Below are 25,636 nucleotides of genomic sequence, written 5' to 3'. Positions count from 1 at the left end.
TCCATGAGTCCTGTCATGCGTCCCGACCCGCTGCTCGAAGTACGCGACCTGCATGTGGAGTTCCGCACCCGCGACGGCGTCGCCAAGGCGGTCAACGGCGTCACCTGCTCCGTCGGCGCGGGCGAGACCCTCGCCGTGCTCGGCGAGTCCGGCTCCGGGAAGTCCGTCACCGCCCAGGCCGTCATGGGCATCCTCGACAGCCCGCCGGGCCGGATCACCAGGGGCGAGATCATCTTCCAGGGCCAGGACCTGCTGACCCTGAAGGAGGACGAGCGCCGGAAGATCCGCGGGGCCGGAATGGCCATGATCTTCCAGGACGCGCTGTCCTCGCTCAATCCGGTCCTGAGCGTCGGCGACCAGCTCGGCGAGATGTTCACCGTGCACCGCGGGATGTCACGCAAGGACGCCAGGGCGAAGGCCGTCGAGCTGATGGACCGGGTCCGTATCCCGGCGGCGAAGGAGCGCGTCGGCCAGTACCCGCACCAGTTCAGCGGCGGGATGCGGCAGCGCATCATGATCGCCATGGCGCTGGCGCTCGAACCGGACCTGATCATCGCGGACGAGCCGACCACGGCGCTCGACGTGACCGTGCAGGCACAGGTGATGGATCTGCTCGCCGAGCTCCGGCGCGAGCTCAACATGGGACTCGTCCTCATCACCCACGACCTCGGCGTCGTCGCCGACGTCGCCGACCGGATCGCCGTGATGTACGCGGGCCGGATCGTCGAGACCGCACCGGTCCACGACATCTACCGGGCCCCCGCCCATCCGTACACGCGCGGTCTGCTCGACTCGATCCCGCGCCTGGACCAGAAGGGCCAGGAGCTGTACGCGATCAAGGGTCTGCCACCGAACCTGATGCACATCCCGGCCGGTTGCGCCTTCAACCCCCGCTGCCCGATGGCCCAGGACGTGTGCACGACCGACGAGCCCGAACTGTTCCATGTGAACCGGGACCGCGGCAGCGCCTGCTTCTTCTGGAGGGAGTGCCTCCATGGCTGAGCCGACCGAGCCGATCATCGAGGTGCGCGACCTGCACAAGCACTATCCGCTCACCCGGGGCATCCTCTTCAAGAAGCAGGTGGGGGCGGTCAAGGCGGTCGACGGGGTCGATCTCGACCTCTTCCCGGGAGAGACGCTGGGCATCGTCGGCGAGTCCGGCTGCGGCAAGTCCACCCTCGCCAGGATGCTGGTGAACCTGGAACGGCCCACGGCCGGGTCGATCCGCTACAAGGGCGAGGACATCACCAAGCTGTCCGGACGCGCGCTGAAGGCGGTGCGCCGCAACATCCAGATGGTGTTCCAGGACCCGTACACCTCCCTGAACCCGCGGATGACGGTCGGCGACATCATCGGGGAGCCGTACGAGATCCACCCCGAGGTGGCCCCGAAGGGCGACCGGCGCAGGAAGGTCCAGGAACTGCTGGACGTCGTCGGGCTCGACCCCGAGTACGTCAACCGCTATCCGCACCAGTTCTCCGGCGGTCAGCGCCAGCGCATCGGCATCGCGCGCGGGCTCGCGCTGCGCCCGGAGGTCATCGTGGCGGACGAGCCGGTCTCCGCTCTCGATGTCTCCATCCAGGCGCAGGTCGTCAATCTGCTGGAGCAGCTGCAGAGCGAGTTCAGCCTCAGTTATGTGTTCATCGCCCACGACCTGTCGATCGTCCGTCACATCTCGGACCGGGTCGGCGTGATGTACCTCGGGCGGATCGTGGAGATCGGCAAGGACGCGGAGATCTACGACCATCCGACGCATCCCTACACCCAGGCGCTGCTGTCGGCCGTCCCGGTGCCCGACCCGCAGGCGCGCGAGCACCGGGAGCGGATCATCCTCACCGGAGAGGTGCCGTCACCGACCAGCATCCCGTCCGGCTGCCGCTTCCGCACCCGCTGCTGGAAGGCGCGGGAACGCTGCACGCTGGAGGTGCCGGAACTGGCGGTGCCCGCGGAGTTCCGCCTCGCGGAGGGGCCCGCGAGGCATGACTCGGCGTGCCACTTCGCGGAGGAGAAGCGTGTGGTGCCACGCGAGGACTGACCGCGGCGCTGCCCCGGACCCCGCCGGGCTGGGCCCCGGACTCCGCTCCTCACTCTCCCCCTGCGCCCTGAGCCCTTTCCCCCGCGGGCGCCCGGCCTGATTCAGAAGACACGCCCTACCCCCGCGCCTCGGCCGTCTCCCGGTGGAGGAACGCCAGCTGCGCCCTCTTCTCCGGCAGGAACACATCCGGGAGGTCGATCTCCGGCAGAACGATCTCCGGCCCGATCTCGAACCCCGTACGGGCCAGCCGCTCGACCGCCTTCTCGTTGCGGATGTCCGGCTCGGCGACGATCCTGCTCACCTTCGGGTCCGACAGCACGTAGGTGATGATGACGGACAGCAACGCGGAGGTGAAGCCGGGCCGCGGCGCGCCGTGCGGGGGACCGATCATCAGGTGGACGCCGATGTCGCCGGGCTCGACGTCGTAGCACTCGCTGACGCGGTCGGCCTCCGGCTCGTACGTCTGGAAGAGCACCGCCGGCCGGTCCCCGACGTGGATGAGGAAGGCGTGGTGCGTGGTGAGGGAGTCCAGGTGCTCGTAGATCTCCAGGACCTCGGCGCGGCTCGCCTCGCCCATGCCCCAGAAGCGGGCCCGCTCCTCGGTGACCCAGGAGTGGATGACGTCGGCGTCGCGCCGCGGGTCCAGGGCGAGGACCCGTACCGTCCCGATGCCCTCGACGGTCTCCTCGTGCAGGGTCCCGGCCGGGTCCTCGGCCGGAGTCCCAGGCCGGACGACGGGCTCAGTGGTCATGACTCTCCTCGGTACGGTGCTCGAGCGTGAGCTGGTCGAAGTCGGTGACGACGGGGACGAATTCGCCGCGCAGCCACAGCGGCAGCTGGTCGCGGTGGTGGGCGTCGCCGGGGATGCCGCGAGCGCCCAGCGGCACCACCCAGAGGCTGTCCTCGCGCCGGGCGAGGTCCCATACGTAACGGGCGGCCGGTCCGCGGGCGCTGAGATCGGTGACGCCGGGAACGCTCGACGTGGCCAGCACACAGTCGTGGTCGCCGGGCAGACCCGGCCACTGCTCGTCCGTGCCGGGCAGCGCCTGCCAGGGCGCGAGCCGGTGCAGCTCGCCCCAGGTGGCGCTCGGTTCGCCGGCCGCGGCGACCTCGTCGAGGGCCGCGCGTACGACCCCGGCGCGGTCGATGCCGGGCAGCAGGCCGGTGGTCAGCAGCGTCTCCAGGGCGTACGCGATCTTCACCGGCAGATACAGCCAGGGCACGAACACCTCGGGGTACCCGAACGGTTCCGCGAGCGCGGCGAGTTCCGGGTGGGCCGCCAGTCGCACGACGACCGCGGACCGCACCGCCGCGTACAGGGCGGCATCGGTGCTGTCGGCCGCCATCCGCCGGTCCCAGCCCAGCAGCCGCTCCCGCAGTCGCGAGGCTTCGGGAGAGAGCCCGGGAAGCCCGGCGACCAGCTCCAGCAGCGGGCGCGCGGAGGCCAGATGGGTGTCGGTGTGGACGGCCGCCATGCCGGGCGCCGTCCAGCTCTTCGACTCGCGCAGCAGGTGGGCGATCCGGTCGGCCCGGTGCGGCGGCGCGAATTCGACGCCGAGGGCCGTGGCGAGGCCCCGCGCGTTGGCCATGACGGCGATGTCCTCGACCTCGGCGCGGGGCGTCTCGTGCCACCCCTGCCAGTCGTGCCCGTGCTCCCATGCGGGCACGACCCGCAGCCGGTTGTCCTCGTGCCGCACGGGTACGCGCCCGGCGACCCGGTGCAGCAGCCCGCCGGCGGTGTCCGCGGCATGGACCACATTGACCGGCTCGGTCCATGCGTCGAGCGCCCGGTCCACATCCTCGGTGCTGCGCGCCCTGAGCAGCGCGGGGAGCGCCTCGAAGCCGAGGTCGCCGGTCACGCGCGGCGGGTAGCGCAGGCTGATCGCCTCCGCCCCGCCGTCACCGCCGCCGATGATCACGGGGCCGCGCTCGGTCTCGATGATCTCGACCTCGACCGGCTCGCCGCCCGCCACCTCGATCGTCTCGCGGTGGTGGGTGGCCGGGTGCCAGCCGTCCGGGCCGAGGGCCTCGACCGCGGTCGCCGTGCGCCGCAGCCGCTCGCGGTACAGGTCCTGGTAGTCGGACATGGCGTTGGTGATCGCCCAGGCGACGTCGCCGGTGTGGCCGAAGTGGGCGAGGCCCGGTACGCCGGGGACGGCGAGGCCGAGGACGTCGAAGTCCGGGCAGACCAGGTGGATCTGCTGGTAGATGCCGGGATCCTCGATGAAGCGGTGCGGGTCGCCCGCGATGAGGGGCGCGCCCGTGGCCGTACGGTCGCCGGTGACCAGCCAGCCGTTGCTGCCCGAGGTCCCCGGCCCGTCCGTGGCGAAGAGGGTGATCGCCTCGTCGCCCAGCCGTCGTGCCACCTCCTCGCGCCACAGCTTGGTGGGGAACCCGGCGAACAGGATGTGCGTCGAGATCCAGATCCCCAGCGGGACCCACGGCTCCCACCGACCGGGCACGAGGCCGGTCGACGCGAACTCGGGAGCCGCCCCCGCGCCCTCCGGAAGGCCGGCGTTGACGCCGTCCACGTACGCACGCACCCACGCCGCCGTGTCCGCGTCCAGGTTCGCGAAGCAGCGCCGGGCCGTGTCGGCCAGCCGGGACCGACGGGCGAACCGGTCCCAGACGACGGCCTCCGCGCCCAGGAACGCGGCCGTCGTGCCCTGCACCCGGTGCCGCTCGACCTCGATCTGCCAGCCCCGGTCCACGGCGGCGTTCCGTCCCTGAGCGAAGGCCAGTTCCAGGGCGCTGGAGGCACGCAGATGCGGGATGCCCCAGGCATCCCGGTAGACCTCGGTCGTCACGCTGTCCCCACTCTCCTGCTTGATCAGCCTTTAGGTTAGGCTGGCCTAACCTTACTGGGCGCTTGGGGAGGAGACAGCGGTGGGGCATGGCTGGGAGGGCGTGGTCCTCAAGCTGATGCGGGGCAAGGACTTCTCGTTCACGGTGACCGGGGCGGAGCAGGTCACCGAGCAGTTCCGCCGGCTGCGTCTCACCGACGGGGGCATGCTCGGCGCCACCGGAGTGCACCCCACCATGTGGGTGCGGCTCTGGTTCGACAACGCGGGCAAGCCCCATCAGCGCGCCTACACCCTCGTCGATCCCGACCCCGCCGCCGGGACCTTCAGCCTGGAGTTCGCCCTGCACGACGGCTGCGCCAGCGACTGGGCCCGCAAGGCCCAGCCCGGCGACACCATCGAGGCGACGGTCCAGGGCACGGGCTTCGCCGTGCCCGAGCCGCTGCCGTCGCGGCTGTTCGTCATCGGCGACCCGGCCTCGCTGCCCGCGATCAATTCCCTGCTGGACGCGATGCCGCAGGTGCCGGCCACCATCTGGTTCGAGACCCCGCACGCCTCGGACGCCGATCTGCCCGTGCGGACCGACGCCGCGCGCCACGAGCTGCGGCGCGTGCCGCGGCAGGACGGCGGCGGCCGGCTGGTCGAGGAGGTGCGGGCCGCGCTGCCCGGTCTGCTCGGTGAGGACCCGGCCGGTGCGTTCGTCTGGATCGCCTGCGACACGGCGACGACCCGGACCCTCACCACGTATGTACGCAAGGAGCTCGCCCTCCCCAAGGAGCGGGTGAGCGCACTGGGTTACTGGCGTCCGGAGCCCGTCAAATCCCGCTAAGTGCGCATCAATTTCGTTAACACCGAGGCAACTTGGCCGAAGCAGCACCGATATACGAACGAGCCACCCTGAACTGCGTACGGCCGTGCGGGTGCCGTAGACCGGCCGGAACGCGCGATGCCGCTCCGGCCGGTCGCATCCCGTCGCGTTCGCGTCACATCCCGGTCGACGCCTGTCGCTTCCGTCGGCTTCTGGCCGGCTCCTGGTCGGCCCGAGGCGCGTATCGCCGGTCCCAAGAGGTGATCGGTCCCTTGTTCCCGTGAGGGGAGCGATGGAGTATCCCTTGTGTGGCTTTCACACGGGGAGCAAGGATCACCGGAGCGGCGCTGTGCGCCGTCCTCGCGGCACTGGCCGCCGCCTGGATCGTCCGCGACCTCCGTGCGGCGGAAGAGCCGCTCGACCTCTGGTGGTTCTGGGCCGGTGACGGCCGCACCGTGGTCTCGGCGCGGCGGCTCACGACCACCCTCCAGGATCCGGTGCTGCTCGTCGGATACGTCGTCGTGGGCGTCGCGGCCCTGCGCTCCCGGGTGGCGGCCGCCGCGCTCGTCGCCGCCGGAGTCGTCACGCTCGCCGTACGGCTGCCGGGGCTCTGGCTGCTCAGCGCGGTCTGGATGGACCTGAGGGCCACCGGCGAGCTCCGCAGCCGTGCACTCGTCTCCGTCTTCGTGGCCCTCGCTGTCGCCGTCGGGCTGCTCATCACGGCCGCGGCGGGGCGCCGGCCCGCCGAGTCGCCGTACGACATGGCCCCGATCCGCCCCTCCCAGGGCGTCTCGGTCACCGCATTCCTGCTGCTCGCCGCCGTCGCGGGGATCCGCGCGGCCTGGGAGGTGTACTGGACCTCGCAGATCCCCGCGAGTTCCTACACCGGCCGCTTCACCGGCAGCGCGAACCTCATGCTGCCGCTGCTCGGCCCGCCACCGGGCTGGCTCAACGCGGCGGTCGTGCTGATCTGTCTGGCCGCGGCGGGCGGCGCGCTCTTCCACGCCGTCTACTCGCGGCCGCTGGGACTGGCCGCCGCGGGGCTCGTCACCGCGAGCGGTGCCACAGGTCTCGCCCTCGCGATCCGCTTCGAGCTGATCGGCGGCTTCGGCGATCTGCCCGTCCGTGACCAACTCGCCGTCGGCAGCTGGACTTTCGAGCTGGTGGCGGGTGTGGCGCTGCTGCTGGTCCTGGCGCGCAGGGGCGTGAGCGATGCGGCCGGCGGGCCGCTGCCACAGGGGCAGCAGCCCGCCGGTTACGGATATCCGCAGGGTGACGGGTTCGGCCCGCCCCCGCCCTCGTCCCCGCCACCGGGCTGGTGAACCCGGGACCGGCGACCCGCCGCCGGTGAACGGCCCCGCCCCGGACGGGCTCCAGGGACTGTCCTCCGGATCTTGCCGGGCCGAGCCGCAGACACGACCTAGTCCATTCCCAGGGAGCGCCTCAGGAACTCCACCTGGAGCAGAAGCATGTTCTCCGCGATCTGCTCCTGAGGTGTCATATGCGTGACGCCCGTGAGCGGCAGTACTTCATGGGGGCGTCCGGCCGCGAGCAGTGCCGATGAGAGCCGGAGGCTGTGTGCCACCACCACGTTGTCGTCCGCCAGGCCATGGAGGATCATCAGCGGCCGTACCGGCTCGGCCGGATCGGTCAGCCCCGCCTCAGTGACGAGGGAGTTCGCCGCGTAGACCTCGGGCTGCTCCTCGGGGCTGCCGAGATAGCGCTCGGTGTAGTGGGTGTCGTACAGCCGCCAGTCGGTGACCGGCGCGCCGGAGACCGCCGCGTGGAACACATCGGGCCGGCGCAGCACCGCGAGCGCGGCGAGATAGCCGCCGTACGACCAGCCGCGGATGGCCACCCGGCCGAGGTCCAGCGGGAAGCGGTCCGCCAGTGCGTGCAGCGCGTCGACCTGGTCGTCGAGCGTCAGCAGCAGATTGTCCTTGATCCCCTTCTCCCAGCCGGGAGAACGGCCGGGGGAGCCGCGCCCGTCCGCGACGACCACCGCGAAGCCCTGGTCGGCGAACCACTGCGAGGTGAGATGCGGATTGCGCGCGGCGACCACACGCTGTCCGTGCGGTCCGGCGTACGGGTCCAGCAGGACGGGAAGCGGACCGTCCGACTCCTGATGGTCGGACGGAAGCAGGACGGCGCATGGGATTCGCCGTGCGCCCCCCTCGACAAGTTGCACACGGGGGGAAAGGACGGGTTCCTCCGTGTACGAGGTGATCGCGGCCACCGGCTTCCCGTCCCGGAGCACCTGAACCGTCGAGGTGCTCACCTCGGGCCGCGCGGAGGCGAGCACCGTCACCGGCCCCGAGCGCACGGCGGAATGCAGCCCCGCGCCCTCGGAGAGCCGCTCGATCCCCAGCTCGTTGACCCGGTACACATGGATCTCGCCGATCTCCGGGTCCGTGGCGTCCTCACCCGCCGAGGCCGCCACCAGGACATCCGACTCACCGATGTCCAGCACCGCCCGGACATGCAACTGCGGCCCGGTCAGCGGCCGGTCGCCGACGGCCAGCACCCGCGCCCCGCCCTCGTCCGCGACCCGCACCAGCCTCCCGTCCGGCGCCCACGCGGGCACCCCGGCCAGCAGCTCGATCCACGCCGGGTCCTCGTCCACATGCACCGTGCGCGTCGTACCGGTCTCCGTGTCCACCGCCAGATGCAGCGCCGTCCGCTGGTCCCGGGACTGGACGAGCAGCAGCGGAGCCCCGGCCGGCGACCAGTGCACCCGGGCCAGATAGGGATACCGCGCCCGGTCCCACCCGACCTCGGTGCGTGAGCCGTCGAGCCCCATGAGGAAGAGCCGTACGTCCGCGTTCGCCGTCCCGGCCACCGGATACGTCATCGCCGCCGGCTCCCGGTCCGGATGCGCCGGATCCGCGATCCACCAACGTCGTACGGGCGACTCGTCCACCCGCGCGACCAGCAGCCGGTCGGACTCCGGAGCCCACCAGAAGCCGCGCGAGCGACCCATCTCCTCGGCCGCGACGAACTCCGCCACCCCGTATGCCGTGCGCTCGTCCTCCGGCTCGGCCAGCGCGCGGTCCCCCTCGCCCTCCGCGCCGATCACCCGCAGCGCGCCCGCGGCCGCATAGGCGACGAACCGCCCGTCGGGCGACGGCCGCGGATCGATCACCGGCCCGGCGGCCGGCAGTTCACGTGCCGTCCCGGCCCGCAGCTCCGCGGTGAAGAGCCGCCCGGACAGGGCGAACGCCGCCAACTCCGCCTCCCGGTCCACGGCATACCCGACGATGCCCCCCGACGCCTCACGGCTGCGCTCCCGCCGCGCCCGCTCCTCGGCGGACAACTCCTCGGCCGCCCCGCCCAGCAGGGCGTCCGGATCGGCGGCCACCCGCTCACGTACGTCCCCCTCGAGGTCCAGCACCCAGAGCCGGTGCGCCCGTTCCGTCCCCGAAGGGGACCGCAGGAACACCACCCGGGAGCCGTCCGGGGACACCGTGAACGCGCGCGGTGCGCCGAGGGTGAAGCGCTGCGTCCTGGCGTACTGGCGGGGGAAGGAGAGCTGCTGCCTCATGGTCATGCGACCGAACCTAGCCGTTGGCGCCGCCGTTTCGCCCGCGTCCGACGGACTCGGCGGAGGGTGTGCGCCCCCATGTGCTGCCGTGCACCGATCGATGCGGTGGTACGGATAGTTATGATCCGTAGCGCTAGGTGGGTATGAACCTCCTGGCACATGCACGCTGCCCGGTCCGGACCGAATATTTGTGGAGGTGAACCGCCGTGGCACTCTCGATTTCGGCGGTGGTGCTGCTGGCGATCGTCGTCTTCCTGCTGGTCAGGAAATCCGGGCTGAAAGCCGGACATGCGGCGGTTTGCATGCTCCTCGGGTTCTACCTGTCCAGCTCCTCCCTCGCGCCCACCATCACGGAGCTGACCACGAATGTGGCGGGCATGATCGGCGGCATCAAGTTCTAGAGGCGGTGTCTTGTGGATCTCGCCGGACTCGGTCCACTCGATCCACAAGACACCCCCCGGGTCCGGGCCTCGTAGGCTGGGGACATGACGGATCTCCCAGCCCGTCGTCTGCTCTTGGTGCATGCGCACCCCGACGACGAGTCGATCAACAATGGCGCCACGATGGCCCGGTACGCCGCAGAGGGCGCCAAGGTCACCCTGGTGACCTGCACCCTCGGCGAGGAGGGCGAGGTCATCCCGCCCGAGCTCGCGCATCTGACCGCCGACAGGGAGGACAGCCTCGGCGCGCACCGGATCGGTGAACTGGCCGCCGCGATGAAGGAGCTGGGCGTCAGCGACCACCGGTTCCTCGGCGGCCCCGGGCGCTTCCGTGACTCCGGGATGATGGGCCTCCCCCAGAACCGCCGCCCCGGCGCGTTCTGGAACACCGACGTGGACGACGCCGCCCCGTATCTCGTCGAGGTGATCCGTGCCGTACGGCCGCAGGTACTCGTGACGTACGACCCGCACGGGGGCTATGGCCACCCCGACCACATCCAGGCGCACCGCGTCGCCATGCGGGCGGCCGATCTCGCCGCGGAGCCCGCCTTCCGGCGCGACCTCGGCGCCCCGCACGCCATCGCCAAGATCTACTGGAACCGGGTGCCTCGCTCGGTCGCCGAGGAGGGTTTCGCCCGGCTGCGTGCGGTGGGCGCCGACTTCCCCGGCATCGCGGATATCGAGGACATTCCCGGCGTGGTGGACGACTCGGAGATCACTGCCGAGATCGACGGCTCCGCCTACCTCGCGCACAAGGCCGCCGCAATGCGTGCGCACGCCACCCAAATCGCCGTGGACGGACCTTTCTTCGCGCTTTCCAACGATCTCGGCCAGCCGCTGTTCACCACCGAGTACTACCAGTTGGTGCGCGGCCACTCGGGCGCACCGGAGGGCGAGCGCGAGCACGATCTGTTCGCCGGCACGACTGGCCCGACCGGCACGACGACGCAGGAGGCCGCGTGATGAGTCAGCCCGGAGCCTGGCCGGCCAGGCCCCCCAAGCCGGGACGCATCGCCGCGTACATCGGCCTCGCCGTCCTCGGCGTCCCTGTCGGGGCCGCGGGATCGCTCGTCCAAGCCGCCTGGTTCCCGGCCGGGTTGGTGCTGGCGCTGCTCGGTGCGGCAGGCCTTTTCTACGGTGGCCTGCGGGCCACCGGCACCCAGCTCGGAGTGCTGGCACCGGCCGCGGGCTGGCTCGTCGCCGTGCTCCTGCTCAGCGCCGGACGGCCGGAGGGAGACGGTGTCTTCGCGGGCGGGCTCGGCGAGATCGTCTTTCTGCTGGGCGGAATGGTGATCGCTGTGATGTGTGCCACCATGTCGCGGTTGCCGCAACCGGGCGGGAGTTCCGGCCGACTTGGCAAGTGACGTGTCCCATCTGAGGCCGAATTGCCCACGCTCGTTGCGGCGGCCGCGGAACGTCGCTTCGCGCAGTCGCCGGATACGTTCCGGCGGCGGCCAGTATGGTGGTGCGCGCCGCCGAGCCGCCCGCAGCAGTGAGAACAAAGTAAGAACGGGCGGCGGAGCCAACCGGGAGAACCTGCTTTGAGCCGTGAAACTGACAGTTCGTCCTCCGGCCCCCAGGGGCGTGGCGGAGCCGCGTACCCTTCGGGGACACCGCCGTACGGCTCCCGCCAGTATCCGTCGCTGCATCCCACGCAGGACGCTCCGGAGGAGGGAGCCGAGCCGGCGTCCGCGCCGCAGCCGGACGAGCCCAGGACCGAGACGACGCTGACGACCCGCATCCGGATCAATATTCCGGGTTCGCGGCCGATCCCGCCGGTCGTCATGCGTACGCCGATGAGCGACGTGGACAAGAAGGGCGTCGTGGCACAGCGCGACGGCGCCGCCGAGCGCACGGGCAGCACGCCGCGGCCGCCCGCGCCCGCGCAGGGTGCCGCCGCCACGGACGCCGGGCGTGGCACGGGTGAGGCCGAGGCGGTGGAGAAGCCCGCCGAGGAGAAGACCAGCGACTGGTTCGCTCCCCGCAAGACGCCGGCTCAGACGCCTCCTCCGGCTGCCGCCCCGGGACCGGGTCCGGGCACAGGTGCCGGTCCGGCCTCGGGTGACGACACGGGTGCGCATCGGATCCCCGGTCCGTCCGGCGCTCCGAACGGGCAGACGCCCGCGCCCGGCGTCCCGTACTTCTCGGATGCCCCGAACCGCGCCGGGTCCCGCCCCAGGAGCGGGCTCGACGACATCGCGGCGGACACGGACGCGCACGGCCGTGCCACGCCTCAGCTCGGGGTGCGTCCGCCGGGTTCCGCACCCGCCGGCCCTGCGGGTCCCGCGGGTCCCACGGCGGGGCCGGCCACCGGCACCTCGCCGTTCGCGCCGGGCGGCGGCGCACCGGGGCACGGCGGTGCTCCCCGGATGAGCGACGACACCGCCGTACTCACCCCGCAGCAGCCCGCCCCCGGGACCGGCCCGGCCGGCCCGGCCGGTCCGGTCGTCCCTCCCGGCTCCCCCGGACCCGGCGGCAACGTCTCCGGGGACACGCTGACCAGCGGCATCCCGGTGGTCCCGCCGCAGCAGCACCGCTCGCCGTTCCCGCCCGCAGGTCCCGACGCCACGAACTCGCCGTGGCCTTCGGGCGGCCCCGGCGGCCCGTCCGCGCCGGACTTCTCGGCGCCGGACTTCCCCGGGCCGGCCGCATCGGCGCGCACCGCGCCGGGACCGTCGGCGACCCCGCCCGCCCCCGCGGCCTCGTCGCCGTCCTCCTCGTCGTCCTCGTCCCGGCCGGCGAAGAAGGGCCGCTCCAAGCTCGTGCTCGCCGGAGCGGGTGTATTCGGCCTGCTCGGTGTCGCGTACGGCGCCGGGCTGCTGCTCAACCACTCCGACGTACCCAAGGGCACCACGGTCCTCGGCGTCGACATCGGCGGCGGCACCAGGGACCAGGCGGTCGCCAAGCTCGAAGCCGCCCTCGGCAAGCGCGCCACGTCGCCGCTGCAGCTCACCATCGGCGGCCAGAAGGAGCAGCTCGCCCCGGACAAGGCGGGCCTCAGCCTCGACAGCCAGGCGACCGTCCGCGCCGCCGCGGGCAGCGACTACAACCCGGTCTCGGTGATCGCCACCCTCTTCGGCGGCGAGCGCGAGGCCCAGCCGGTCATCCCGGTCGACGAGGAGAAGCTGGGCGTCGCCCTGGCCGACCTGGCGGGCGCGTCGGGCTCGGCCACCGAGGGCACGATCAGGTTCGAGCCGGGCAAGGCCGTCCCCGTACCGGGCAAGTCGGGCAAGGCGCTGGACGTCCGGCAGTCGATGATCTCGGTGCGGGACGCGTACCGCGCCCAGGTCGAGACCGGCCGTATCAACACCGTGGAGCTGCCGGTCGCCACCCGCGAGCCGACCATCACCCAGACCGAACTGGACCGGGCGATGAAGGAGTTCGCCGAGCCCGCCATGTCCGGCCTGATCACCATCAAGGCGGGTGGCAAGGAGATCCAGTTCGGACCTTCCAGGTCCCTGCCGAAGATCCTCTCGATGAAGGCGGTCGACGGGCGGCTGGTCGAGGTCTACGACAAGAAGGCCATCAACGAGCTCCTGGACGGCGTCTTCGACGGCATCATGATCACCAAGGGTGACGGCAACAAGCATCAGCTGTCCGCGGACGACGTCGCCTTCGCGATGCAGAAGGCGCTCCTCGGCAAGACCCCGGCCGACCGTACGCAGACGATCGAGCTGAACCCGCAGGGCTGACACGCATCCGCCCCGGAACCCCGGGAGCCCCTGTCCGCGATGACGGACCGGGGCTCCCGGGGGTTCTGCCCAAGGAAGTGCTCCCGGGAGTTCTGCCCAAGGAGTGCTCACGGGTTCTGCCCAAGGAGTGACTGAGGGCGGCCGACTGACTGAGACCGGCCGCTTCATGGCAACGATCACCTCATGGCCACCACGATGCACGCAGTACGGGCCCATGAGCGAGGCGGCCCGGAACGATTCGCGTACGAGTCGGCGCCGCGGCCCGAAGCGGCGGCGGGCGAAGTGCTCGTCGCGGTCCGCGCCGCCTCCGTCACGGCAGGCGAACTCGCCTGGGACGCCACCTGGACCGACAGCCTCGACGCCACGGGGCGCGACCGCACGCCCACCGTCCCCGCGCACGAGTTCTCGGGCGTGGTGGCCGCGCTCGGCAGTGGAGTGACCGACCTCGCGGTCGGCGACGACGTCTACGGGCTGATCCCGTTCACCCGCGACGGCGCGGCCGCCGAGTACGTCACCGTTCCCGCGGACATGCTCGCCTCCAAGCCGGCCGCGCTGGACCACGAACACACGGCGGCACTCCCGCTCGCCGCCCTCACCGTGTGGCAGGCGCTGGTGGACCATGCCGCGCTGCAACCGGGACAGCACGTCCTGATCCACGGGGGCGCCGGAGGCGTCGGCACCTTGGGCGTGCAGATCGCCGTGGCCCTGGGCGGGCGGGTGACCGCCACCTCCTCGGCGCGTGACAAGGACTTCGTCACCGGGCTCGGCGCGGAGCGGGTCATCGACTACGAGGCCGAGCGTTTCGAGGACCTGGTGCGGGACGTCGACGTGGTGTTCGACCTGGTCGGTGGAGAAGTCCTGGACCGGTCCTGGGCGACGTTGCGCCCGGGCGGAATCCTGGTCAGCATCGTCCAGCCGCCGGACCAGGAGAAGGCCGCCGCTCATGGAGTACGAGGCCTGTTCTTCATCGTCGTACCCGACCGGCCCGGCCTGGTGGCCATCAACGAACTGATCGACGAGGGGAAGCTCAGGCCGGTGGTGGACCGTGTGGTGCCGCTCACCGAGACACGAGCGGCCTACGAGGCGCTCGTGACGGAGCATCCGCGCGGCAAGGTCGTCCTGCGTGTCGACCATGGGGGCACCTCCTGACGGCCACCAACCCGCCCACCAAGTGGTCAGGACCCCCGCCCACCGGTCCCGGGACCCGACCCGGTGCCGGGCCCCGCCTACTACCAGGTGGTCACGAAGCCGCCGTCGACGGTGATGTCGGAGCCGGTGATGTTGCCCGCCCGGTCGCTCGCCAGCAACAGCACCGCGTCCGCGACCTCGGCCGGCTTCGAGAACCGGCCGGTGACCGCGAGGCCCGCGGCCCGTGCGGTCACGTCCTCCGGCGCCATCCCGGTCGCCTGGGACACGGTGGCCGCAACGCCGTCGGCGCCCAGCCACAGGTCGGTCTCGACGGGGCCCGGGCTGACCGTGTTCACCCGGATCCCCTGGCCGCCCACCGCCTTCGAAACGGCCTTGGAGAAGTTCGCCAGCGCGGCCTTGGCGGCGCAGTAGTCGATCACGCCCGGGTCGGGGAACACGGCGTTGACCGAGCCGATGTTGACGATCGAGCCGCGACCCTTGGCGAGCATCAGCGGCAGGACCCTCCGCGTGACGCGCACCGCGACGAACAGGTTGAGGTTCATCGTCGCCTCCCACTCCTCGTCCGTGGTGCCGAGGAACCCGCCGGGCCGCGCGGGGGCCGAACCCACGTTGTTCACGAGAATGTCCACCTGGTCCCCGGCCGCGTCGACCAGCTGCGCGGCAGCGTCGCCGTCGGCCAGATCCACTCGCACCAGGCGCACCGGCCCGCTCTGGATCAGCGCGTCGAGCTCGTCGGAGGACCTGCGCGCGGCGGCCACCACCCGGGCCCCCTCGGCTGCCAGGGCCTTCACGATCGCGAGCCCGATTCCCCTGCTCGCGCCGGTGACCAGGGCCACGCGGCCTTCCAGTCCGAGATCCACGGTGTCTCTCCCTTCGTTCGTGAACACCTGGCCCCGGCGGCGAACCGGACCGGCTCGGCGCCGCTTTCCCACCTCTTCACGAACGTGATCGGCCATGTGCGGCAGAGGCTTGAGGCAACGGACCGCATCGCCCGTGGTCCCCGCTGCTCACACCGCCCGCATCGTGGCCGGGGCAGCGGGGCAGCGGGGCAGCGGGGCAGCGGGGCAGCGGGGCAGCGGGGCAGCGGGGCAGCGGGGCAGCGGGGCCGACGTGTGACGATCGCGGCAGGACCGGCACAGCTCGTACGAGTGGAGGTGTCTCTCGTGCTGGGCCCGGGCGCAGAGCCTCCCGCCTCAGTTCAGCATCGACCGCGCCGCGTGCGCCCGGCGCCTGATCGACGCCGCCGTCGCCGGCTCCACCGCCGAGACGATGTCCGCGTACGCGTCCATCTCCGCCGCTCCCGCGAGGAATTCCCCGCACTGGACGAGGAGTTGAGCTCGTTCGAAGCGGAGACGGGCCGGGTGGGAGGGGAGCAGCAGGGAGAGGTCGACGGCCCACAGCGCGACATCCGTACGTTCCGGGCGCGCGGCCGACCAGGCGCGGATGTTGTTGAGGATGCGCAGGACGATCTGCAGCGGGCTCGCCGGGATCAGCATCGACGGGTCGAGCGGCGCGCCCGTCGCACCCACGACGAGGAGCTCCGCGTCCGCTCCGGTCAGCAGGCGGCCGCCCGCGAAGGGGTCCGCGAGCACGGGGTTCGCCGGATCGCCGAAGCCGACGACGAAGTGGCCGGGGAGGGCGACGCCGTACACGGGCGCGCCGGCGCGGCGGGCGACCTCCAGCCAGACGACCGAGAGGAGGATCGGCAGGCCGCGACGGCGCCGCAGGACCTCGTGGAGCAGGGAGGACTCCAGGCGCTGGTAGCAGCCGGGCGTGCCGTGGAAGCCACAGCGCTCGCCGAGGAGGGCGGCCAGGGCTGCCGCCCAGGACTCGGGACCTGCGATGCCGTACGGCAGCATTCCCGCCAGCCGGTCCAGCTCCATCTGGGCGGCGTCCAGAGCCGCCTCGTCCAGCGACGGATCCGCCTCCGTGCCCACCAGCAGGCACAGCGTCGCAAGGTCGGGCCGGTCGGCGCGGGCCTCCTCGGCGAACCGGCGCCGCCAGCGCGTTGCCTCGGGGTGTGGCGGGTGCATATGCGTCTCGTACCCGTTCAGGAAGATCGGGAGTATCGGAAATGGTGGTAGAGGTGATGAACCGCGAAACCCATCCCCTCGTACAGCGCCCGGGCCCCGCCGTTGTCCGACTCGACCTGCAGCCAGGCTGCCGACGCACCTTCGTCCAGGGCGCGGCGGGCGAGCGCCGCCATCACGGCCGTCGCCAGGCCCTGCCTCCGCCGGGCGGGGTCCACCTCCACCGCCATGAAGCCTGCCCAGCGTCCGTCGACCACACAACGGCCGATCGCCGCAGGGACCTCGGATTCGCCCGGCACGGTCGCGAACCACACAGACGGGCCGCTGCCCAGTACCTTCAGCACATGTGGGCCCGGCACAGCGAACCGCTGGTAGCGCCGGAGCCATGCCTCGTCGACGGACTGCGCGAGCCGCACCCGCGACACGTCCACGTCCATGTCGCCGACCGGCGCGAGCCCACCGACGCGCAGCTCCGCCGTCACCTCGCGCTCCCAGCCGCGGCTCTCCAGCTCCGCGCAGAGCCGCTCCTGCGTGCCCTCCGCGCCGGTCGCGGTCTGGATGTAGGGCGGAAGTCCACGCTCCGTGTACCAGGCGACGATCCGTGCCAGCGCGTCGTCCAGCGGCATGCCCGGGTCGCCGAGCGCCAGCACCGAGTTCGCACGCCGCGTGAAGCCCACCCGTCGCCCGACCACCCCTCCAGGACGCTCCCCCAGACTCTGTCCGGGGGCACCCCCATCGCGTGGCACCTCCTGGAATGCCGCCCGCAGCTGCCACTCCCCGAGCGGCTCGCTCTCCACCGGCTGCCACGCCCGCGCGGACACCCTCGCCAGCTCCTCGAAGGACGCCGCGGGACCCCGCCGACGCGCCGGCGCGGACGGCACGGTCTTGCCTGCGACCAGCGACGATTCCGGGATACGGACGGTCTCGCCGGTCCTGCGTGTGATCAGCAGCACGCCGTGGTCCCAGGATGTGAGAACACCAACCGTGTCGGTGAACTTCTCCGACCCGGATCCCTCTTCGGCGAGCCGCCGGACCGAAACACGTTTGCCCACGTCAGCGGGGGTGATGCGGACCTCCAGACGTCCCCCGGCGGTGAATTCCACAGCTCAGTCCTCCCCTCCTGTTCGGATCATCCCCAGGAACGGAGATACTAGGGGCGGGCATCGACGACGCCGCGCTCCCGCGCAGCCCCGCGGCGAGCCGGAGATCGGACGCCGCGCCCTACGGAGGAGGAACGACAGCGTGACCTACGTCATCGCGCAGCCTTGTGTCGACGTCAAGGACAAGGCGTGCATCGAGGAGTGCCCCGTCGACTGCATCTACGAGGGCTCAAGGTCCTTGTACATCCACCCGGACGAATGCGTCGACTGTGGTGCTTGTGAGCCGGTCTGCCCGGTCGAGGCGATCTTCTACGAGGACGACACTCCCGAGGAGTGGAAGGACTACTACAAGGCGAACGTCGAGTTCTTCGACGAGCTCGGTTCGCCCGGTGGCGCCTCCAAGCTGGGCCTGATCGAGCGCGACCATCCGTTCATCGCCGCGCTTCCGCCGCAGAACGGCTGATCGCGCGACCTCGGTCCCGTACGGTACGTCCGCCGTACGGGACCGAGGCATTTGCGCCGCCCCGCGCCGTACGTACGAGAAAGTGAGCACCGTGTCCGCCGTATCGTCCCGTCTCCCCGTCTTTCCCTGGGACAAGCTGGAGCCGTACAAAGCGACCGCCGCGGCCCACCCGGACGGCATCGTCGACCTCTCCGTCGGCACGCCCGTCGACCCGGTCCCCGCGCTGATCCAGCGGGCTCTCGTCGCCGCCGCGGACTCGCCCGGCTATCCGACGGTGTGGGGGACGGCCGCGCTGCGCGACGCGCTGGTCGGCTGGTGCGAGCGACGGCTCGGGGCCGTGTCCTTCGGACACACCAATGTGCTGCCCGTGGTGGGCTCCAAGGAGTTGGTGGCCTGGCTGCCGACCCAGCTCGGTCTGGGCGCCGGCGACAAGGTCGCGTACCCGCGCCTCGCCTACCCGACGTACGAGGTCGGCGCGCGACTCTGCGGCGCCACCCCGGTCGTGTACGACGTCGAGACACTTGCGGCCGACGCCGCGGGGACAGGACTCGACCCCGACGGACTGAAGCTGCTGTGGCTGAACTCGCCGTCCAACCCGACCGGCCGGGTCCTGTCGAAGGACGAGCTGATCCGGATCGTGGCGTGGGCGCGCGAGCACGGTGTGCTGGTCTTCAGCGACGAGTGCTACCTGGAGCTGGGCTGGGAGGCCGAGCCCGTCTCCGTACTGCATCCGGATGTCTGCGGCGGTACGTACGAAGGCATCGTCTCCGTCCACTCGCTGTCCAAGCGCTCGAACCTGGCGGGCTACCGCGCGGCCTTCGTCGCGGGCGACGCAGCCGTGCTGGGAGAGCTGCTGCAGGTCCGCAAGCACGGCGGAATGATGACGCCCGCGCCGGTGCAGGCGGCGACGGTTGCGGCGCTCGGCGACGACACGCATGTCGCGGAGCAGCGGGACCGGTACGCGGCGCGGCGCGGGGTGCTGCGCGAGGCGCTGCTGAAGCACGGCTTCCGGATCGAGCACAGCGAGGCGAGCCTCTACCTGTGGGCGACCCGCGACGAGCCCTGCTGGGACACCGTCGCGCACCTGGCGGAGCTGGGCATCCTGGTCGCGCCCGGGGACTTCTACGGGGAGGCGGGGGAGCGATTCGTACGCGTCGCCTTCACGGCGACCGACGAGCGGGTCGAGGCGGCGGTCAAGCGCCTCGGCTGAGGTCGCGCGCCAGGCCGCGTACGGCCTCTCAGGCATCCGGGCCTCGCCACTCCTCGTCGGGCGTGCCGGCGTGCCGGGCATACGGGAGGGCCCCCGGGAGTTCGTGCTCCCGAGGGCCCTTCCGTGTGTGGTGCGCGTCCGCTTACGGTGCGCGTGAATCAGCCGACCAGGCCCTTCGCGGGCAGCTCGCCGACGGGCAGCGCGCTGGCCGCGTCCGGGACGCCGCCCCCGGTCAGCGACTCGACCGCGGGCGCACCCTGCGTGGTCGCGGTGGCCGCGGTCTCGCCCAGGGTGCCTGCGGCCCCGCCGGCCGTCTTCTGAGCGGCGGGGACACCCGACTCGGCGGCGTCGCCGAGCGTGCTGGAGGCGGCCGGGAGGGTCGTGCCGACCACCTTGCCGCCGGCCTCGTTCGCCAGGCCGGCCGCCTGGCGCGTGGCACCGTCCGTGGCGGTGCCGACTGCGTCGCCGTCCAGCTGGGTCAGGCCGCCCAGGTCCTGGGCGGGCGCAAGCTCGGCGGCGCTTGCGGAGCCGGCCGCACCGACCACGGGAGCTGCGCCGGCTGCGACGAGCAGCGCGGCACGGGCGATCCGGCGGGTCAGGGGGAGGGACATGGTGCTCCTTCGACGAGAGAACGTTGGGGTCGTGCTGTGGTGACTGTCCGGCGATCGGACGCACTGACAACCGCTCGTGGGCCCGGGAAGGTTGCGGTGAGCCAAGGTAAAGAGTTCGTAATGCATCGCATTATCGGCTGCGGACAAAAATGGGCGAACAATGCGGGTGCGGACAGTCTGCTGAACCGTCACTTCCCTTGTGGCGCAGGGGAATTGATGAACGGCTTCGAATGGCTCCGAACAGGCCGGAAAAACATCGCCGGGACGCGCACTGAGTAACTCGGGAGAGTGGCACCTCGGACGGTTGCGCGATGTGGAATGTGGAATGCGGAATGCGGAGCGAGGGCCGCTACGGCGCGACGCGGATCCGGACCGCCCCGGCGTCGGGTGCCCCGGCGCCCGAATCCGCCGCGCGCCAGCCCTCGTCGGCCTCGTCCATGCTCCAGACCTTGCCGCCGAACGAGACCTCGGCGATCCGGAGCTCCGCGGCCCTGGCCACCGCCCAGTGGGCCAGCTCCCAGCCGCGGCGGTCCGCGCCGCCCGTGTCCGTGGCCGCTGTCGCGTTCACCGGCACCGCGAGCTCGGCCGGGCGGGGCGCGCCCGCGCGCCCCGTGCCGCCGGCCGCGGGAAGGACCCCGGGGCCGAAGGAGCGCACGAGTTCCGAGCGGAGCTTCGCCGGGTCGCCGGGCCCCGCGGAGACTCGCGCCGTGCAGGTCAGGGAGGCGGAGGCGCGGCCGGTGAGCGCGGCGGAGAGCAGCGAGGCGTCCGGCTCGTGCTTCGCGTAGGCCTGGGGGAAACCGCTGCGCTGGACGCGCTGTGCCGCCACCGTCAGGGGCAGCCGCGAGTAGCCGGGCACCTCGGCGAGGTGGTCGTAGAACTTGCCGGCGGCGAAGACGGGGTCGCGGATCTGCTCGGCACTGCCCCAGCCCTGGGAGGGGCGCTGCTGGAAGAGGCCGAGCGAGTCCCGGTCGCCATGGTTGATGTTGCGCAGCGCGGACTCCTGCAGGGCCGTCGCCAGCGCGATGGTGACCGCACGCTCCGGCATCCCCCGGGTCGTGCCCACCGCCGAGATCGTGGCGGCGTTGGCGGCCATCTCCGGGCTGAGCTCGTACGAGGTACCGGCACCGGAGCCGGGGCTGTCGGCGGAGCGCACCACGCACCGCGGCGCGCCGCCGCCCCCGCTCACGTACTGCACGGCCACGTACGCGACCAGCGCCAGCAGCACGGCGAACGCGGCCGCGATACGGAAGAGGCGGCCGCGCCGGACGGGGGAGGCGGTCTCGGTCACGGGCCCACCGTACTGGAGGCCGGTGCCGGCCCTCCCCGGCCCTGTGCGCCGGGCCGGCCCGGCCGGGACGACGGACCGGGACCGGCCGGGGCCCGCGACCGGCCGCCGGACCGGGCGGCTCCCGCGACCGGCCGGCCGGAGGCCCGGCGTACGGGGCGCTAGGGTCGGAGCCATGCCCGAAACCGCGCTTGACCTCACCCTGGACGCCCCGGAGCTCACCGCACGCCTCGTCGACTTCCCGTCGGTCAGCGGCGGCGAGAAGGCCCTCGCCGACGCGATCGAGCAGGCGCTGCGCGCCCTCCCTCACCTCACCGTCGACCGGCACGGCAACAACGTCGTCGCCCGTACGCACCTGGGCCGCGCCGAGCGGGTCGTCCTCGCCGGGCACATCGACACCGTGCCGATCGCCGACAACGTCCCCTCCGAGCTGGACGAGAACGGCATCCTCTGGGGCTGCGGCACCTCGGACATGAAGTCGGGCGTCGCCGTCCAGCTGCGGATCGCCGCGACCGTCCCGGCGCCCAACCGCGACCTCACCTTCGTCTTCTACGACAACGAAGAGGTCGCCGCACACCTCAACGGTCTGGGGCATGTGGCCGACGCCCACCCCGACTGGCTGGAAGGCGACTTCGCCGTGCTGCTGGAGCCGTCCGACGCCCAGGTCGAGGGCGGCTGCCAGGGCACGCTGCGGGTCCATCTCCGTACGACGGGGGAGCGCGCACACTCCGCGCGCAGTTGGATGGGCTCCAACGCCATTCACGCCGTCGGGCCGATCCTGGCCCGCCTCGCCGCGTACGAACCGCGCCGCCCGGTGATCGACGGGCTCGAGTACCGCGAGGGCCTCAACGCCGTGGGGATCGAGGGCGGCGTCGCCACCAATGTCATCCCCGACGAGTGCACCGTGGTGATCAACTACCGCTACGCCCCGGACCGCAGCATGGCCGAGGCGGAGGCACACGTACGCGAGGTCTTCGCGGACTGCGGAGTCGCCGAGTTCACCGTCGACGACCACACGGGCGGGGCGCTGCCCGGGCTCTCCCACCCGGCCGCCGCCGCCTTCATGGAGGCGGTCGGCGGCACCGCGCAGCCCAAGTTCGGCTGGACCGACGTCTCGCGGTTCAGCGCGCTGGGTGTCCCGGCGGTCAATTACGGACCCGGAGACGCGCTCTTCGCCCACAAGCGCGACGAACACGTGGCCATCGACAAGATCACGCACTGCGAGAACCGACTCCGGGACTGGCTCACCGCCTGACCTCGCCCTGGGCGGCCGCTCACGGTCCGATCCCGCCCCGACCGGCGGGCGACCGTTCGGCCCGCACTGTCCGACCACCGGAATTTCGCTCCCGTCCATCTCCGTCGACCTACCCTGACCTCGAACGAGCACCGCAGCGGAGGGAGCAGGTCATGGGCAACCCCGACGAAGCACGGCAGCCGGAGGAACAGCGGCTGGGACCGGTGCTGCGCCGCAGAGATCAGATCCAGCCCGGCACCACGGACCAGCGCCTGCTGGACACCGAGGGGGACTCCGAGTGGGTGCACACCGATCCCTGGCGGGTCATGCGCATCCAGTCGGAGTTCGTGGAGGGCTTCGGCGCCCTCGCCGAACTGCCCAGTGCGATCAGCGTCTTCGGCTCCGCGAGGACCGCGCCCGGCACCTCCGAGTACGAAGCGGGCGTCCGAATCGGCAGGGCGCTCGTCGAGGCCGGCTTCGCCGTGATCACCGGTGGCGGGCCCGGCGCGATGGAGGCCGCGAACCGGGGCGCCCGGGAGGCCAGGGGCATCTCCGTCGGGCTCGGTATCGAGCTGCCCTTCGAGCAGGGGCTCAACCCGCACGTCGACATCGGCGTGAACTTCCGCTACTTCTTCGTCCGCAAGACGATGTTCGTGAAGTACGCGCAGGGCTTCGTCGTCCTGCCCGGAGGCTTCGGCACGCTGGACGAGCTCTTCGAGGCCCTCACCCTCGTCCAGACCCGCAAGGTGACCCGCTTCCCCATCGTGCTCTTCGGCTCGGCGTACTGGAGCGGCCTGGTGGAGTGGCTGCGTGACACCGTGGTCGCCCATGGCAAGGCGTCCGAACGTGACCTGCTGCTCTTCCACGTCACGGACGACGTGGAAGAGGCGGTCGCACTGGTCACGAAGGAGACCGGCCCGCCCGCCCAGGTCCCCTACGAGGGCTTCGAGGCCTAGCCCTTCGGATCAGGCCCTGGTTCCGACCTCGGGATCCGCGGCTCAGGCCAGTCCCCGGCGGGCGACCGCCGGGGGCCGGTGGCCCGCGATCGACGCCACCATGTCGAGCACCTGCCGGGTCTCCGCGACCTCGTGGACGCGGTAGACCTGCGCGCCGAGCCACGCCGACACCGCGGTCGTCGCGAGTGTGCCGATCACCCGCTCCTTCACCGGCCTGTCGAGGGTCTCGCCCACGAAGTCCTTGTTCGACAGCGAGACCAGCACCGGCCACCCCGTCTCCACCATCTCGCCGAGCCGCCGGGTCGCCTCCAGCGAGTGCCGGGTGTTCTTCCCGAAGTCATGACCGGGGTCGATGAGGATCGCGTCCCGGCGCACACCGAGCGCCGCCGCCCGTTCGGCCAGTCCGGTCGTCACCCGCAGAATGTCCGCCATCACGTCGTCGTACGCGATCCGGTGCGGCCGGGTCCGCGGCTCCGCGCCGCCCGCGTGGGTGCACACCAGGCCCACCCCGTACCGGGCCGCCACCTCGGCCAGCTTCGGGTCCACGCCGCCCCACGCGTCGTTCAGCAGATCCGCGCCCGCCTCGCAGACCGCCTCGCCCACGTCGTGCCGCCAGGTGTCGACGCTGATCACCACACCCGGGAAGCGACGGCGCACCTCGGCGACGAAACCGACCGTACGGCGAGCTTCCTCCTCGGCCGTGACCTCCTCCCCGGGACCGGCCTTCACGCCACCGATGTCGATGATGGCGGCGCCCTCGGAGACCGCATGCTCGACGCGGGCGAGTGCGGGCTCGTCGCGGAACGTCGCACCCTGGTCGTAGAAGGAGTCCGGGGTCCGGTTCACGATCGCCATGATCACCGGCTCCTGGGCGTCGAATTCACGCCGCCCCAGCCGCAGAGCCCCGCTGTGCATACCCTGCATCCGCCGTTTCCTCCTCGCGATCGTTCGCCTGCGACCTTAACTGTCGGTGGCGCATGGCACGATCGGCAGCAGACGGTTTCCTGCCCCGGGGAGAGGCTCGCTGTGTTCTGGTTCTTGCTGATCGCGATGGTCGTGGTGGTCGCCGCGGTCACCCTCGCGGTGGTCGGCGGCGGTGAGAGTGCGGTCCTTCCGGAAGCGGCGCCCGAGCAGCTGGTGGACCCGCTGCCGGCGACGCGTCCGGTGGGCCGCGCCGATGTCGAGGCACTGCGCCTGCCCGTTGCGGCGCGGGGCTACCGGATGGCGGACGTCGACGAGGTGCTCGGCCGGCTCGGCGCGGAGCTCGCGGAGCGGGACGCGCGGATCGCCGAGCTGGAGTCGGCCCTGGCCGGGCAGCAGGCGACGGCGGTCGGCCCGCCCGAGCTGTTCGACGAGCCGCAGCCCGGCCGGTTCGAGCAGCCCGGCCGGTTCGAGCGGCCGGGCGGGTTCGAGCGGCCGGGCGGGTTCGAGCGGCCGGAGCGGCCCGGGTTCTTCGACAAGGACCGCGCCAAGGACTTCGACGAGGACTTCGACACGGACCTCGACAAGGGCTTCGACGGTGAGCCCGGGCCCGGAGAGGAGCAGGAGCGATGAGCGGCGGTGCCGTTGCGGGTCCTGACGGGCGGCTGCGCTGCCCGTGGGGCCTGTCCACCGAGGAGTACGTCACGTACCACGACGAGGAGTGGGGCCGGCCGGTCCACGGGGACGACTCGCTGTTCGAGCGGCTGGCGCTGGAGGCGTTCCAGTCCGGGCTGTCCTGGATCACGATCCTGCGCCGCCGTGAGGGCTTCCGGCAGGCCTTCGCCGACTTCAAGATCGCGTCAGTGGCCGCCTTCACCGACGCCGACCAGGAGCGCCTCCTCGCCGACCCCGGAATCATCCGCAACCGCGCCAAGATCGAGGCGACCCTGGCCAACGCACGTGTGCTCGTGGACTGGCCGGCCGGCGAGCTCGACGCCCTGATCTGGTCGTACGCGCTGGACCCGGACTCCCGCCCGGCGCCGCGCACCATCGGGGACGTCCCGGCGGTCACGGACGAGTCCAAGGCCCTCTCCAAGGACCTCAAGAAGCGTGGACTGCGCTTCATCGGCCCCACGACGGCATACGCGCTGATGCAGGCGTGCGGTCTCGTCGACGACCACCTGGCGGACTGCGTCGCCCGTCGGGCCACCCCGGCGTAAGGGGTGCGATCGGGGCTCGGCGCTGCCAGGGGCCCGCTCCTCGAAGTGGGGGGGGGGGGGGGGGGGGGGGGGGGGGGGGGGGGGGGGGGGGGGGGGGGGGGGGGGGGGGGGGGGGGGGGGGGGGGGGGGGGGGGGGGGGG

General features: G+C 72.1%; 23 protein-coding genes and 1 pseudogene. 15 read left to right on the top strand and 9 right to left on the bottom strand.

Features of this window, described 5'->3' with window-relative positions; all coding sequences use genetic code 11:
* The first annotated feature begins 3 nt into the window (after window positions 1–3).
* Both AC0699_RS32510 and AC0699_RS32505 read left to right on the top strand, forming a co-directional pair.
* The gene (locus AC0699_RS32510; protein ID WP_478667661.1) at window positions 4–1,002 is read left to right on the top strand and encodes an ABC transporter ATP-binding protein; all 999 of its coding nucleotides are present in this window, start codon (window positions 4–6) and stop codon (window positions 1,000–1,002) included.
* Window positions 995–2,035 (top strand): ABC transporter ATP-binding protein, encoded by a 1,041-nt coding sequence (locus tag AC0699_RS32505; RefSeq protein ID WP_478667657.1) that lies wholly within the window; start codon window positions 995–997, stop codon window positions 2,033–2,035. Before AC0699_RS32510 ends, AC0699_RS32505 begins: the two co-directional genes overlap by 8 nt.
* Before the next feature lie 115 nt (window positions 2,036–2,150).
* Here the strand turns inward: AC0699_RS32505 and AC0699_RS32500 are convergent, their stop codons facing one another.
* Window positions 2,151–2,786 carry a GNAT family N-acetyltransferase gene (locus AC0699_RS32500; protein WP_478667655.1) on the bottom strand — a complete coding sequence of 212 codons (636 nt, stop codon included), beginning with the start codon at window positions 2,784–2,786 and terminating at the stop codon, window positions 2,151–2,153.
* Window positions 2,776–4,842 (bottom strand): penicillin acylase family protein, encoded by a 2,067-nt coding sequence (locus AC0699_RS32495; RefSeq protein WP_478667653.1) that lies wholly within the window; start codon window positions 4,840–4,842, stop codon window positions 2,776–2,778. Before AC0699_RS32495 ends, AC0699_RS32500 begins: the two co-directional genes overlap by 11 nt.
* 79 nt (window positions 4,843–4,921) lie before the next feature.
* Between AC0699_RS32495 and AC0699_RS32490 the strand changes: the two genes are divergently transcribed.
* Both AC0699_RS32490 and AC0699_RS32485 read left to right on the top strand, forming a co-directional pair.
* On the top strand, window positions 4,922–5,665 hold the full coding sequence (locus tag AC0699_RS32490) for a siderophore-interacting protein (RefSeq protein ID WP_478667649.1): 744 nt from the start codon (window positions 4,922–4,924) through the stop codon (window positions 5,663–5,665).
* Between the two features lie 287 nt (window positions 5,666–5,952).
* Window positions 5,953–6,966 (top strand): hypothetical protein, encoded by a 1,014-nt coding sequence (locus AC0699_RS32485; RefSeq protein WP_478667647.1) that lies wholly within the window; start codon window positions 5,953–5,955, stop codon window positions 6,964–6,966.
* Window positions 6,967–7,064: 98 nt separating this feature from the next.
* Here the strand turns inward: AC0699_RS32485 and AC0699_RS32480 are convergent, their stop codons facing one another.
* Window positions 7,065–9,191 carry a S9 family peptidase gene (locus tag AC0699_RS32480; protein WP_478667643.1) on the bottom strand — a complete coding sequence of 709 codons (2,127 nt, stop codon included), beginning with the start codon at window positions 9,189–9,191 and terminating at the stop codon, window positions 7,065–7,067.
* Between the two features lie 200 nt (window positions 9,192–9,391).
* On the opposite strand from AC0699_RS32480, the gene AC0699_RS32475 reads away from it, so the two are divergent.
* From AC0699_RS32475 to AC0699_RS32455, 5 genes are all read left to right on the top strand, one after another.
* Entirely contained in the window at window positions 9,392–9,586 is a 195-nt protein-coding gene (locus AC0699_RS32475) for a hypothetical protein (protein ID WP_453664896.1), read from the top strand.
* A gap of 84 nt (window positions 9,587–9,670) precedes the next feature.
* Window positions 9,671–10,588, top strand: coding sequence for an N-acetyl-1-D-myo-inositol-2-amino-2-deoxy-alpha-D-glucopyranoside deacetylase (gene mshB / locus AC0699_RS32470; RefSeq protein ID WP_478667638.1), 918 nt, complete (start codon window positions 9,671–9,673; stop codon window positions 10,586–10,588).
* A complete protein-coding gene (locus tag AC0699_RS32465; protein ID WP_469769037.1) occupies window positions 10,588–10,989 on the top strand; it encodes a DUF6113 family protein in 402 nt (133 codons plus the stop codon). Before mshB ends, AC0699_RS32465 begins: the two co-directional genes overlap by 1 nt.
* A 177-nt stretch (window positions 10,990–11,166) precedes the next feature.
* On the top strand, window positions 11,167–13,317 hold the full coding sequence (locus tag AC0699_RS32460) for a peptidoglycan binding domain-containing protein (RefSeq protein WP_478667635.1): 2,151 nt from the start codon (window positions 11,167–11,169) through the stop codon (window positions 13,315–13,317).
* Between the two features lie 183 nt (window positions 13,318–13,500).
* Window positions 13,501–14,466: an NADP-dependent oxidoreductase gene (locus tag AC0699_RS32455; RefSeq protein ID WP_478667630.1), complete on the top strand. Its 966-nt coding sequence runs from the start codon at window positions 13,501–13,503 to the stop codon at window positions 14,464–14,466.
* Between the two features lie 80 nt (window positions 14,467–14,546).
* Here the strand turns inward: AC0699_RS32455 and AC0699_RS32450 are convergent, their stop codons facing one another.
* From AC0699_RS32450 to AC0699_RS32440, 3 genes are all read right to left on the bottom strand, one after another.
* Window positions 14,547–15,326 (bottom strand): SDR family NAD(P)-dependent oxidoreductase, encoded by a 780-nt coding sequence (locus AC0699_RS32450; protein ID WP_478667628.1) that lies wholly within the window; start codon window positions 15,324–15,326, stop codon window positions 14,547–14,549.
* A 333-nt stretch (window positions 15,327–15,659) separates the two neighbouring features.
* Window positions 15,660–16,499 (bottom strand): transglutaminase family protein, encoded by an 840-nt coding sequence (locus tag AC0699_RS32445; protein WP_478667625.1) that lies wholly within the window; start codon window positions 16,497–16,499, stop codon window positions 15,660–15,662.
* 17 nt (window positions 16,500–16,516) lie between these two features.
* Window positions 16,517–17,599, bottom strand: coding sequence for a GNAT family N-acetyltransferase (locus AC0699_RS32440; protein WP_478667622.1), 1,083 nt, complete (start codon window positions 17,597–17,599; stop codon window positions 16,517–16,519).
* 139 nt (window positions 17,600–17,738) lie between these two features.
* On the opposite strand from AC0699_RS32440, the gene fdxA reads away from it, so the two are divergent.
* Together fdxA and dapC are read left to right on the top strand one after the other, a co-directional pair.
* Window positions 17,739–18,059 (top strand): ferredoxin, encoded by a 321-nt coding sequence (gene fdxA, locus AC0699_RS32435; protein ID WP_003985062.1) that lies wholly within the window; start codon window positions 17,739–17,741, stop codon window positions 18,057–18,059.
* Window positions 18,060–18,150: 91 nt separating this feature from the next.
* On the top strand, window positions 18,151–19,269 hold the full coding sequence (gene dapC, locus AC0699_RS32430) for a succinyldiaminopimelate transaminase (protein ID WP_478667619.1): 1,119 nt from the start codon (window positions 18,151–18,153) through the stop codon (window positions 19,267–19,269).
* Window positions 19,270–19,427: 158 nt separating this feature from the next.
* Here the strand turns inward: dapC and AC0699_RS32425 are convergent, their stop codons facing one another.
* A complete protein-coding gene (locus AC0699_RS32425; RefSeq protein WP_478667616.1) occupies window positions 19,428–19,880 on the bottom strand; it encodes an ATP-binding protein in 453 nt (150 codons plus the stop codon).
* Between the two features lie 349 nt (window positions 19,881–20,229).
* Window positions 20,230–21,168, bottom strand: a complete 939-nt coding sequence (locus tag AC0699_RS32420; protein ID WP_478667613.1) for a VldE C-terminal domain-containing protein — start codon at window positions 21,166–21,168, stop codon at window positions 20,230–20,232.
* 172 nt (window positions 21,169–21,340) lie between these two features.
* Between AC0699_RS32420 and dapE the strand changes: the two genes are divergently transcribed.
* On the top strand, window positions 21,341–22,420 hold the full coding sequence (dapE, locus tag AC0699_RS32415; protein WP_478667611.1) for a succinyl-diaminopimelate desuccinylase: 1,080 nt from the start codon (window positions 21,341–21,343) through the stop codon (window positions 22,418–22,420).
* A 152-nt stretch (window positions 22,421–22,572) separates the two neighbouring features.
* Entirely contained in the window at window positions 22,573–23,355 is a 783-nt protein-coding gene (locus tag AC0699_RS32410; RefSeq protein ID WP_478667608.1) for an LOG family protein, read from the top strand.
* 42 nt (window positions 23,356–23,397) lie between these two features.
* On the opposite strand, the gene folP is transcribed toward AC0699_RS32410, so the two are convergent.
* Window positions 23,398–24,270 (bottom strand): dihydropteroate synthase, encoded by an 873-nt coding sequence (gene folP / locus AC0699_RS32405; protein WP_478667722.1) that lies wholly within the window; start codon window positions 24,268–24,270, stop codon window positions 23,398–23,400.
* A 105-nt stretch (window positions 24,271–24,375) separates the two neighbouring features.
* Here folP and AC0699_RS32400 point away from each other — a divergent pair.
* Both AC0699_RS32400 and AC0699_RS32395 read left to right on the top strand, forming a co-directional pair.
* Window positions 24,376–24,741: pseudogene (locus AC0699_RS32400) on the top strand (hypothetical protein); the annotation flags it as partial.
* Window positions 24,742–24,905: 164 nt separating this feature from the next.
* Entirely contained in the window at window positions 24,906–25,496 is a 591-nt protein-coding gene (locus AC0699_RS32395; protein ID WP_478667605.1) for a DNA-3-methyladenine glycosylase I, read from the top strand.
* The last annotated feature ends 140 nt before the right edge of the window (window positions 25,497–25,636 follow it).

This window comes from Streptomyces sp. NPDC043870 (assembly GCF_056435785.1).
The sequence above is the reverse complement of the archived record's forward strand: the minus strand, read 5'-3'. Positions and strand labels throughout refer to the sequence as shown.